Annotated in this window: 11 protein-coding genes; 5 read left to right on the forward strand and 6 right to left on the reverse strand. The window is 56.7% G+C overall.

The window, feature by feature from the left end; translation table 11 throughout:
• Positions 1–4 precede the first annotated feature (4 nt).
• The 5 genes from rng to MARLIPOL_RS01590 form a co-directional block, all read right to left on the reverse strand.
• Positions 5–1,483, reverse strand: a complete 1,479-nt coding sequence (rng, locus tag MARLIPOL_RS01570; protein ID WP_012136301.1) for a ribonuclease G — start codon at positions 1,481–1,483, stop codon at positions 5–7.
• Positions 1,476–2,078 carry a Maf family protein gene (locus MARLIPOL_RS01575; protein WP_012136302.1) on the reverse strand — a complete coding sequence of 201 codons (603 nt, stop codon included), beginning with the start codon at positions 2,076–2,078 and terminating at the stop codon, positions 1,476–1,478. The genes rng and MARLIPOL_RS01575 overlap by 8 nt, the downstream gene beginning before the upstream one ends.
• Before the next feature lie 9 nt (positions 2,079–2,087).
• Positions 2,088–2,564 carry a rod shape-determining protein MreD gene (gene mreD / locus MARLIPOL_RS01580; protein WP_012136303.1) on the reverse strand — a complete coding sequence of 159 codons (477 nt, stop codon included), beginning with the start codon at positions 2,562–2,564 and terminating at the stop codon, positions 2,088–2,090.
• Positions 2,564–3,415, reverse strand: a complete 852-nt coding sequence (mreC, locus tag MARLIPOL_RS01585) for a rod shape-determining protein MreC (RefSeq protein ID WP_407638003.1) — start codon at positions 3,413–3,415, stop codon at positions 2,564–2,566. Before mreC ends, mreD begins: the two co-directional genes overlap by 1 nt.
• A 164-nt stretch (positions 3,416–3,579) precedes the next feature.
• Positions 3,580–4,620, reverse strand: coding sequence for a rod shape-determining protein (locus MARLIPOL_RS01590; RefSeq protein WP_012136306.1), 1,041 nt, complete (start codon positions 4,618–4,620; stop codon positions 3,580–3,582).
• A 387-nt stretch (positions 4,621–5,007) separates the two neighbouring features.
• On the opposite strand from MARLIPOL_RS01590, the gene gatC reads away from it, so the two are divergent.
• The 3 genes from gatC to gatB are packed head-to-tail and all read left to right on the forward strand — an operon-like array spanning position 5,008 to position 8,258.
• The gene (gene gatC / locus MARLIPOL_RS01595) at positions 5,008–5,295 is read left to right on the forward strand and encodes an Asp-tRNA(Asn)/Glu-tRNA(Gln) amidotransferase subunit GatC (RefSeq protein WP_012136307.1); all 288 of its coding nucleotides are present in this window, start codon (positions 5,008–5,010) and stop codon (positions 5,293–5,295) included.
• A gap of 32 nt (positions 5,296–5,327) precedes the next feature.
• Entirely contained in the window at positions 5,328–6,785 is a 1,458-nt protein-coding gene (gatA, locus tag MARLIPOL_RS01600) for an Asp-tRNA(Asn)/Glu-tRNA(Gln) amidotransferase subunit GatA (RefSeq protein WP_012136308.1), read from the forward strand.
• Positions 6,786–6,806: 21 nt separating this feature from the next.
• Positions 6,807–8,258 (forward strand): Asp-tRNA(Asn)/Glu-tRNA(Gln) amidotransferase subunit GatB, encoded by a 1,452-nt coding sequence (gene gatB / locus MARLIPOL_RS01605; RefSeq protein WP_012136309.1) that lies wholly within the window; start codon positions 6,807–6,809, stop codon positions 8,256–8,258.
• Between the two features lie 510 nt (positions 8,259–8,768).
• Here gatB and rimO read toward each other — a convergent pair.
• Positions 8,769–10,112: a 30S ribosomal protein S12 methylthiotransferase RimO gene (gene rimO, locus MARLIPOL_RS01610; protein ID WP_012136310.1), complete on the reverse strand. Its 1,344-nt coding sequence runs from the start codon at positions 10,110–10,112 to the stop codon at positions 8,769–8,771.
• Positions 10,113–10,510: 398 nt separating this feature from the next.
• On the opposite strand from rimO, the gene MARLIPOL_RS01615 reads away from it, so the two are divergent.
• Complete coding sequence (locus tag MARLIPOL_RS01615) at positions 10,511–10,921, forward strand: PilZ domain-containing protein (protein WP_036190536.1); 411 nt, start codon at positions 10,511–10,513, stop codon at positions 10,919–10,921.
• A gap of 119 nt (positions 10,922–11,040) precedes the next feature.
• Positions 11,041–11,633: sulfate adenylyltransferase subunit CysD (gene cysD / locus MARLIPOL_RS19005; RefSeq protein ID WP_456085424.1), on the forward strand; the 593-nt coding region annotated here is incomplete at its 3' end.

The raw sequence follows: 11,633 nt of genomic DNA on the forward strand, positions 1-11,633 counted from the left end.
ATGATTACAGCAGGACCACGTCGTACTGTTCCTGGCTGTAAAAGGGCTCGACCTGGAACCTTATGGTCTTCTCGATGAAGGTTTCCAGGTCAGCAACGTTATCGGACTCCTCATCCAGCAGACGGTCCACGACGCTTTGGGACGCCATCACCAGGTAGCTTTCCGCATCGTAGGCGCGGTTGACCCGGAGAATTTCCCGGAACACCTCGTAACATACCGTTTCGCTGGTTTTCAGGAAGCCTCGTCCATCGCAGATGGGGCAAGGCTCACAGAGGATCTGGCCGAGGCTTTCCGTGGTTCGCTTGCGAGTCATCTCAACCAGCCCCAGTTCCGACACCCCGGTAATCTTGGTCTTGGCGTGATCCCGCTCCAGCATTTTCTCGAGCATCCGATGAACCTGCCGCTGGTGCTCGGTATCTTCCATATCGATAAAGTCGATGATGATAATGCCACCGAGGTTTCGCAGACGGAGCTGGCGACTGATTGCGCGGGCCGCTTCCAGGTTGGTCTTGAAGATGGTTTCTTCCAGGTTCCGGTGCCCGACAAACGCCCCGGTATTGATATCAATGGTGGTCATTGCCTCGGTCTGATCGATGATCACATAACCGCCTGACTTCAGCTGCACCTTGCGACTGAGCGCCTTCTGGATTTCATCCTCAACAGAATACAGGTCGAATATGGGACGCTCCCCGGGGTAATACTCCACCTTTTCGGAGAACTCAGTCACGAATTCCTCAACGAACTCCATCACCCGCTGGTGGCTTTCCCGGCTATCAATGCGCACCTTTTCGGTTTGGGGGCGGATCAGGTCGCGAATGGTACGGATAAACAGAGGCAGATCCTGATACACCACCGCCGGCGCCTGGACCCGGGCAATACGTTCATGGATGGACTGGCTGAGGCGGTGCAGGTATTTCATATCGCCGATCAGATCATCCGCTGCAGCCGCTTCCGCAGCGGTGCGGATAATGTATCCGCCCTGTACGTCAGTTTGTTCGGCCGCAGCCTCCTCCACCAGGGTTTTCAACCGCGTGCGCTCGGCATCGTCCTCGATACGCTGTGAAATACCAACGTGATAAATGCCGGGCATAAACACCAGGTAGCGGGAGGGAATCGACAGCTGGGTGGTCAGTCGGGCGCCCTTGGTGCCAATTGGATCCTTGGTCACCTGCACCACCAGGGATTGCCCCTCGCGCAGGAGCGTACGGATATCCGGCACAACTTTCGGGGAGTCATTGCTGTCGTCGGACGACTGTCCGTTCACCACATCGGAGGCGTGAATAAAGGCAGCACGCTCCAGCCCGATATCGACAAATGCTGCTTCCATGCCGGGCAGCACCCGAACCACCTTACCCTTGTAGATATTGCCGACAATCCCCTTGCGGCTGGTGCGCTCAATGTAGGCTTCCTGCAGCATGCCGTTTTCGACAAGAGCCACCCTTGTCTCGACCGGGGTAACGTTGATCAGTATTTCTTCACTCATTGTGGCTCTCCAGACTACGTTGCCAGACTTTCCAGACCGGGTAACCGGCTTGCGCCAGCAGCGTGGCAGTTTCCTGCAGCGGCAAACCCACGACTGCGCTGTAACTGCCTCGTATTTCCTTCACAAAAATACCACCAAGCCCCTGAATTCCATAACTTCCAGCTTTATCCATCGGTTCTCCGCTCGCAACGTAGGCACGGATTTCCTCCGGACAAAGGTCCCGAAAGGTCACTTCGGTAATCACCAGACGGGTAAGACACTGCCCTCCCGTCGCCAGCGCGATCGCCGTCATGACCTGATGAGTACAACCGGACAGGCGGCCCAACATTGCTTCCGCATCCGCGACATTCATGGGTTTACCCAGAATATCTCCGCCAAGCACCACTGAGGTATCGGAGCCGATAACGATCTCCCCGGGGTCTGCGGCCCCGGCAACGGCTTTTTCCCTGGCCAGGCGTTCGACATAGACGGACGGAGGTTCATTTCCCAGTGGCGTTTCATCAATATCGACGGGCCGGGTATGAAAAGGCACGCCGATCTGAGTTAAAAGCTCGGCGCGTCTTGGGGAGGCCGAAGCCAGAATGATGGACTGCATGGGAGCACCCTATCCCAGTTTTCGATTGAGATTGTCCAGCAGCACACAGACAAACGGCCAGACAATGGCACTGCTCAGGGCTGGCAAGAGATAACTGAACCCCGCATCCTCACCGCCAAGCATTTGCTTGATGAAGTGCACCAGCATCTGGTTAATTCCGATCAACAGAAACACCATCACACACTGCTGAGGTATCGGGTACATACGCAAGCGTTGATGAATGGTCAGGACCAGGAAAGCAATCAATGCCATCCCAAGAGCATTGACGCCCAGAGGCGTGGCCTCCAGTACATCCAGCAACAGGCCCAGACACCAGGCAAACAGGATCCCGAACTGTGCCGGGGCGCGAAAGGTCCAGTAGAACACCATCAGCCCCAGCCACTCGGGTCGGAACTCGAACCAACCCACCGGGAACAGGGAAATACTCAGGACCAGAGACAGGATGACGCTAATCGCAAATACCGGGTAACTGATCACCGACAACATCAGCGTTCTCCCCCGTCGCCAGGCTCAACATTCACCGTGGTGCTGCCCTGGCCCGGTGCGTTACCGTCCTCGTCTTTTTTTCCTTCCGGCGGGAAAACAACCAGCACCAACCGGCTCTGGTTCAGACGGGCTTTTGGCGTTGCCTTAATGTTCACGAAGGGTTCACCCGATTCCTTGGTGATGCTGGCCACCTCGGCCACCGGATAGCCCTTGGGGAAACGGCCGCCCAGGCCGGAGCTGACCAGCAGGTCGCCTTCCCGGATATCCGCGGTGTCTGGTACGTGTACCAGTTCCAGTGCGTTGATGTCGCCGTTGCCCAACAGTATGGCTCGCAAACCGTTTCGAACCACTTCGACCGGAACTGCGTGACTGCTGTCGGAGACCAGCAGAACCCGTGAGGTAAAGCTGCTGGTTTGCTGCACCTGTCCCAGCAGGCCATTGGCATCGAGGATGGCCTGGCCGACAGTCACACCGTCCCGGCTGCCTTTGTTAATGATGACTTCGTGGGAGAACGGATCCGGCGACACACCAACGATTTCGCCTACGATGACCCGGTCATCGAGTACTTCCGAGGAATTCATCAAACGGCGGAGTTCGTTATTTTCGGACGCCAGGGCGGCGTATTTAAGCGCACGGCGCTCCAGGATGAGCAGGCGCGCCCTGAGGTCTTCATTTTCTGCCTGAAGATCTTCCCGGGTGGTAAACAGGCCAGCAACCCAGTGCTCCAACTCCGACGGCGCATTGCCCAGCCAGTGGATCGGGGCCAGGCCTGTACCAATAACGCTGCGGACCGGAGTGAGTCTGTCAAAACGGGCATCCGCCACAATCACTACCACTGATATAACAATCACCAGCAATAGCCTGAATCCGGGAACGGGGCCTTGCACGAAGATGGTCTTAATGGCTGATCCTCCCGCCATTAAATACCGGGCAGATACGACAACCGCCGCAGTGGCAATCCACTTGCGGCGGCCGGGGATACGAGGGTGTCAGGCGTGATGCCAGTACCACGGTTTTACCCCTCCTGGGAGAACATTCCAATGCCACCCCGGTCAATGACTTCCAGAGCCTTGCCGCCACCGCGAGCCACACAGGTCAGCGGGTCTTCGGCAATGATCACCGGCAAGCCGGTCTCTTCGCTGATCAGTTTGTCCAACCCGCGCAGCAAAGCGCCACCACCTGTCAGCACGATTCCGCGCTCGGCGATGTCGGACGCCAGTTCGGGCGGAGACTGTTCCAGCGCACTTTTTACAGTCTGGACAATTTGTGCCAGGGATTCCTGCAGTGCATCAAGAATTTCTTCACTGTTCAGGGTGAAGGCCCTGGGAACGCCTTCGGCCAGGTTACGACCGCGAACGTCAATTTCGCGGATATCCAGGCCTTCGTAGGCGCAGCCAATTTCATGCTTGATGCGCTCGGCGGTGGAGTCGCCGATCAGGCTGCCGTAGTTGCGGCGTACATAGGTAACAATGGCTTCGTCGAATTTGTCACCACCAACCCGGACAGATTCAGCATAGACGATGCCGTTCAGGGAAATGATGGCAATTTCGGTGGTGCCACCACCGATGTCGACGATCATGGAACCGCTGGCTTCCTCCACCGGCAGACCGGCACCGATCGCCGCGGCCATGGGCTCTTCGATCAGGTAGACTTCACGGGCACCCGCACCCAAGGCAGATTCACGGATGGCTTTTCGCTCAACCTGGGTGGACTTACTTGGTACGCAGACCAGTACACGTGGGCTGGGGGTGATGAAGCTGTTCTCATGCACTTTGTGGATGAAGTGCTGCAGCATTTTTTCGGTCACTACGAAGTCTGCGATCACGCCATCTTTCATAGGGCGGATGGCGGTGATGTTCCCGGGGGTACGGCCCAGCATCCGTTTTGCTTCGGAGCCGACTGCTGCAACCATTTTCTGGGAGTTACTGGTGCGAATGGCCACAACGGAGGGCTCATTCAGCACAATTCCGCGCTCACGCACGTATATAAGGGTGTTCGCGGTGCCCAGGTCGATGGACAGGTCGCTTGAGAATAAACCTCGGAGTCTTTTAATCAACATTCGTGTAGTTTCAACCTGAGAGTTGCAGTCGCAGAAAAGATGCGGCAACTTTAGCAGCGAGCACCCCCGCAGGCAAGGCACGATCGGGCCCTGAGCCTATCCATTAACACTTTGCCACAAGTTTGCTACACAAAGTGGCCCCCTCCCGCTTGTGTTCGAATCTGTTACCATACCCGCTTCTTTTTCATCTTGGGTGCAAGGGCGCTTGAGAGGCCGCTTTCCAAAACACGCTCAAGCACATCCATGTGGCGCTTGGGCTGCGCCATCCATGGCTCCGCACAGTTTTGGAAAGCGGCCTCTCAAGCACCCTACGTACTCCGTGCAAATTCCGGCTTCGAAAAAGGCCTGATAAGTTACTGAAACTTCATATTTCTGGGAGGCAATGTGACCATTTCCCGCAAGGACATTGAGAAAGTCGCTGTCCTCGCCCGCATCCGCGTGGACGAGGAGCAGGTCTCGGCACTTGAGAAAGACCTGGGCAATATTCTGGACCTGGTGGATCAGCTGGGCGCGGCGGATACCGCCAATGTAGAGCCCCTGGCCCACCCGCTGGATGCCGTTCAACGCCTGCGTAAAGACGAAGTGACCGAGACCAATCAGCGGGAAGCGTTCCAGGCCATTGCGCCAGCCACTGAAGACGGCCTCTATCTTGTACCACGCGTTATCGAGTGATCGGACGAACAGCGACGTAAACAGGAAGTATCATGCATAACAAATCTGTAGCAGAGCTCTCCCGCGAACTGGAACGTGGTGAGATTTCCAGTGTAGAGCTTACTCAGCAGTTTCTTGACCGTATCAAGCAGGAAGACGGCCGGTTCAACAGCTTTATTACCCTGACCGAAGAGCAGGCTCTGGCGGACGCCAAGGCGGCGGACGAGCAGCGCGCTGCCGGAAATGCGACGCCCTGGACCGGAGTCCCCTTCGCACATAAAGATATTTTCTGCACCAATGGCGTTCGCACCACCTGCGGCTCGAAGATGCTGGAAAATTTTGTCCCCCCCTATGACGCCACGGTAACGGAGAATTTCCGCAAGGCCGGCGCTGTGTGTCTGGGTAAGACCAATATGGATGAGTTCGCCATGGGCTCTTCCACCGAGTCGAGTTATTTTGGCGCCACCACCAACCCGTGGGGGCTTGGCGAAGGTGAGAAGCGGGTTCCGGGCGGATCCTCCGGTGGTTCAGCTGCGGCTGTCGCGGCCCGGCTGGTTCCGGCGGCGACGGCGACGGATACCGGCGGCTCCATCCGTCAGCCGGCGGCGCTGTGTGGCATTACCGGCCTGAAGCCAACCTACGGGCGGGTTTCCCGTTATGGGATGATTGCGTTCGCCTCCAGCCTGGACCAGGGCGGCACCATGGCCCGCACGGCCGAGGATAACGCGCTGATGCTGAATGTGATGGCCGGTTTTGACCCGAAGGACTCTACCTCTATCGACCGGGCAGTGCCGGATTACACCGCCACCCTGAACGAGCCATTGAAGGGCCTGAAGATCGGACTGCCGAAGGAGTACTTCAGCGACCAGCTTAGCCCGACCATGGAAGAGCAGGTTCGCAATGCGGTGAAGGAATACGAAAAGCTGGGTGCCACAGTTAAAGAGGTATCACTGCCGAATGCCAAACTGGCGATTGCCGCCTACTACGTGATTGCCCCGGCAGAAGCATCCGCCAACCTGTCCCGTTTCGATGGGGCGCGTTACGGCTACCGCTGCGACGATCCGAAAGACCTGATGGACATGTACACCCGTACCCGCGCCGAAGGTTTCGGTACCGAGGTTAAGCGTCGGATCCTGGTGGGCACATATGCGTTGTCCGCAGGCTATTTTGATGCTTACTACCTGAAGGCCCAGAAAGTTCGCCGTCTGATCCAGCAGGACTTTATCAATGCGTTCAAGGAAGTGGACGTACTGATGAGCCCGACCTCGCCGTCGCCGGCATTTGTTCAGGGCGAGAAGACCAACGATCCGGTCACCATGTACCTGGAAGATATTTTCACCATCGCAGTGAACCTGGCGGGCGTGCCGGCTATGTCGGTACCCGCGGGTTTTGTCAACGGTCTTCCGGTTGGCCTGCAGATCATCGGGGATTATTTCTCAGAAGCACGGTTGCTGAACGCCGCCCATCAATTCCAGCAGGTGACCGACTGGCACCAGCGTGAACCGCAATAAGCCCGAGACAGGAGAATGAGTATGCAGTGGGACATTGTGATCGGGCTGGAAATTCACGTTCAGCTCGCCACCAAAACCAAGATTTTTTCCGGCTCCAGCACCGCCTACGGTGCCGAGCCCAACACCCAGGCCAACGCGGTTGATCTGGCAATGCCTGGCACCCTGCCGGTACCCAATGAGCAGGCGTTCCGCTACGCGGTCATGTTCGGCCTGGCGGTCAATGCCGAAATCGAGCGCCGCTCGGTGTTTGAACGCAAGAACTATTTCTACCCGGACCTGCCCAAGGGCTACCAGACCACCCAACTGGAGCGGCCTATTGTCGGCCCCGGCTATGTGGACATTGATCTGGCCAGCGGCGAAACCAAGCGTGTGCGCATTCACCACGCCCACCTGGAAGAAGATGCGGGCAAATCCCTGCACGAGGATTTCCACGGCATGACCGGCATCGACCTGAACCGCGCCGGCACACCGCTGATCGAAGTAGTCACCGAGCCAGACATGACCAGCGCCGAGGAAGCGGTGGCGTTCGCCAAGAAACTCCATGGCATCGTGACTTCATTGGGCATCTGCGACGGCGACATGTCCCAGGGCTCCATGCGCTTCGACGTGAACATCTCGCTGAAAGCGAAGGGCTCCGAAACGCTGGGCACCCGTACGGAAACCAAGAACCTGAACTCCTTCCGCTTCATGGAGCAGGCCATCGCCCACGAAGTGGAGCGTCAGATGGACATTCTGGAAGACGGCGGCACCATCGTGCAGGAAACCCGCCTGTACAACGGCGACCGGGACGAGTCCCGCTCCATGCGGACCAAGGAAGAAGCCAACGATTACCGCTACTTCCCCTGCCCGGACCTGCTGCCGGTGGAAATCGATGATTCGTTCATTGAAGAAGCCCGCAACAGCCTCCCGGAACTGCCGGATGCCCGCAAGGCCCGCTTCATGGATCAGTACGGCCTCAATGACTACGATGCCGGCCTGCTCAGCGGCGATTCAAAACTCGCCGCTTTCTTCGAGGAAGCCGTCAGCCACGGCAAAGATGCCAAGCTGACGTCAAACTGGATCCAGGGCGAGTTCTCCGCACGCCTGAATGCCGAGGAAAAAACGGTGGCCGACTCTCCCATCTCCGGTGCCCAGCTGGGCGACCTGGTGGTGAGGATTGCCGACAATACGATTTCTTCTGCAGGCGCCAAGAAGGTGTTTGAAGCACTGTGGAGCGGCGAAAATGACAATGTCGACGCCATCATCGATGCCAAGGGTCTGAAGCAGGTGTCGGACACCGGTGCCCTGGAGGCGATGGTCGATGAGGTCCTGGCCGACATGCCGGATCAGGTGGCCCAGTACCAGAACGAGGAAGATCCCAAGAAGCGCAAGAAGATGCTCGGCGGCTTCATGGGGCCCCTGATGAAGGCCTCCAAGGGTCAGGGCAATCCTAAGCTGTTTAACGAGATTCTTGTTAAGAAGCTTGGGGGCTAAAGGGCTAATCCTGGGTCGTGCCTGTTTGGTGCGGCCCTAGCCTTGATGTTTCGGGGGGAGGCCTTGGTGGGAGGCTTCTCCGAAAAACCGCTACAAGCACGTCCGTGTGCGCTTCTCTCCGGCCGTCCTTGGCCTCCGAAATTTTTCGGAGAAGCCTCCCACCAAGGCTGCCAAACTCCGCGATAACGCCAAAGATTAAAACCTACCGCAGATCGGATCACACTTTGCCAGTCCGAACTACGCTTTAGCTCTTCTGACTATTACTGCATTGATCGAAGGGTGTGTTTGCTGCCCCTTCCCAAAAATTTCGGAGGCCAAGGACGGCCGGAGAGAAGCGCACATGGGTGAGGCCGAGCGCTTATGAAGCAAAGCTTCATGCGACAGCCGAACGAAAGCAATCTGTGATTGCTGGCTGGACCCCGGAGGGGTGCTCGTAGCGGTTTTTGGGAAGGGGCATCAAACACACCCCTCTCCCAACGCTGACAGGCTAGGAGCCCAAGTCAAAAGCCATCAAACGAGCCGCCCCCATAGATCATGCTCATCAGCATGCTCGACGACGGCCTGAACAATCTGCCCGGGTGCCAGGTCGGTTTCGTCGTTGAGATAAACCATGCCGTCGATCTCCGGTGCGTCAGCCTTGGAGCGGCCAATGGCACCTTCTTCGTCGACTTCGTCGATCAGCACATCGATAGTTTGACCGATCTTGGCCTGCAGGCGGGCTGCTGAGATCTCAGCCTGTTTTTCCATGAAGCGGGCCAGGCGCTCTTCTTTCACTTCCTCGGGCACCGCACCCTCGATTTCGTTAGCCTTGGCACCCTCGACGGGGCTGTATTTGAATGCGCCGACGCGGTCCAGTTGGGCCTCGTCGAGCCAGTCCAGGAGGTACTGGAAGTCCTCTTCCGTTTCACCGGGGAAACCAACGATGAAAGTGGAACGGATGGTCAGCTCGGGGCAGATTTCACGCCACTTACGGATGCGCTCCAGAGTCTTGCTGTCGTGGGCCGGGCGTTTCATGGCCTTGAGGACTCGCGGGCTGGCGTGCTGGAACGGGATGTCCAGGTACGGCAGGATCTTGCCTTCAGCCATCAGCGGAATCACGTCGTCCACGTGGGGATAGGGGTACACATAGTGCAACCGCACCCATACGCCCATTTCACCCAGCGCCTCACACAGTGACTGCATTTTGGTTTTCAGGGGCCGGCCCTGCCAGAAGCCGGTACGGTATTTGGTATCGACACCGTAAGCCGAGGTGTCCTGGGAAATCACCAGCAGTTCTTTGACACCGGCATCCACCAGGCGCTTGGCTTCGTCCATGACATCACCGATGGGACGGCTGACCAGATCACCCCGCATGGACGGGATAATGCAGAAAGTGCAGCGGTGGTTACAGCCTTCGGAGATTTTCAGGTAGGCGTAATGCCTGGGGGTCAGTTTCACACCCTGGGGCGGCACCAGGTCGGTAAACGGGTCGTGCTCTTTTTTCGGTGGTACGAACTGATGTACCGCGCCAACCACTTCTTCGTATGCGTGAGGGCCGGACACTGCCAGCACACCGGGATGAGTATCGCGAATTTTGTCCGCTTCCACACCCATGCAACCGGTGACGATCACCTTGCCATTTTCATGGATGGCCTCGCCGATCGCGTCCAGGGATTCCTGTTTGGCCGCGTCGATAAACCCGCAGGTGTTCACCACCACAATATCGGCATCGTCATAAGTTGGCACAACGTCGTACCCATCCAGCCGAAGCTGAGTGAGGATGCGCTCGGAATCGACCAGTGCTTTCGGGCACCCAAGGCTGATAAAGCCAACTTTGCCGCTGCCGGTTACGGGAGTTTGTGGTTTGTCTGTCATATACGCGTCAGGATTCCTGGGGCACATCGCCCACGGGTGAATTTAGGGCGACAGTTTACCTCAGCAAGCTGAAGGCCTGAAGCAATACCGGCGACTACCGCCGGAGAAACAACACAATGACATAACCGCACAATCAGAACTTTCTGACGCCTCGTTCAGAATCACTTCACAAAACTGACACTATTAGCGACAGACGTATTGCTGTTCATCAATTAAACAATTAGACTTTCAGTCAGTTATAAGAATATGTATAGCATTTTCATCAAATGACCAGGCAACTCGACGCAACGGTCGAGTCAATCATTAACCCAGTTTTCAAAGGTCAGTTCCGGGAATTTTGGACGAACGTTATGGGTAAGGCAGCCAACTTTGAAACCAAACACGCCAAAAGAGTCAGAATGAAACCAGTTGCCTTCAAGACAAATCTTCGCAATCAACAGCGGGTGGGCGTCTCTGCCGATGTCACCATTGAACGGAAAGATGGCAGCTGCCTGACCTGCAAGATTGCCAATCTTTCCCGGACTGGCATCATGATTTCCTGCAACCAGGCCCTGGTAAAGGAACTGGTTCCAAGCCAGAAATCGCCAGTGCCAGGCAGTGTTATTCCGGTTACAGCGAAGTTTTCCGTCCCGGTGGTACCAACCCAACCGGTGTCCGTTATTGCCGAAGGCAGCATCGTTCACATGCGCCGGATTGCCAGGGATGAATTCCACATCGGCATTCAGTTTGCGGAATTTGAAGGTAACGGGTATGACTACGTGGATCGCTATGTCAGTAAGCTGCTTTCTTCATCCGACACCTGCTCCTGATATATTCATATAGCACCAAACTCTAGTTACACACCTTCTTATACCCTAATCGCCTCTGGTATAGTTGCCCTATTCACACGCAAAGCCATTTTCGGCACGCAAGGCGGCAACAGATTACGATGACCACATATAACCTGACCCATCTCAAACAGCTGGAAGCTGAAAGCATCCATATCATTCGGGAGGTCGCGGCCGAGTTCGATAACCCGGTCATGCTTTACTCCATCGGCAAGGATTCTGCGGTCATGCTGCATCTTGCACGGAAGGCCTTCTATCCCGGCAAACCGCCTTTTCCCCTGATGCACGTGGACACCACCTGGAAATTCAAGGACATGATTGATTTCCGGGACCGCAAGGTAAAAGAATACGGGCTGGACCTGATCGTTCACAAAAACGAAGACGGCATCAAGCAAGGTATCGGACCTTTCACCCACGGCAGTGCCAAGCACACCGATGTTATGAAAACCCAGGCCCTGAAACAGGCCCTGGACAAGTACAAGTTCGATGCAGCCTTTGGCGGCGCCCGTCGGGATGAAGAAAAATCCCGCGCCAAGGAGCGAGTCTATTCCTTCCGCGACGAGTACCATCGCTGGGACCCCAAGAACCAACGCCCAGAGCTGTGGAATACCTACAACGGCAAGATCAACAAGGGCGAGAGCATCCGCGTATTCCCGCTGTCCAACTGGACCGAGCTGGATATCTGGCAGTACAT

The organism is Marinobacter lipolyticus SM19 (assembly GCF_000397065.2).
Classification (GTDB): Bacteria; Pseudomonadota; Gammaproteobacteria; order Pseudomonadales; family Oleiphilaceae; genus Marinobacter; species Marinobacter lipolyticus.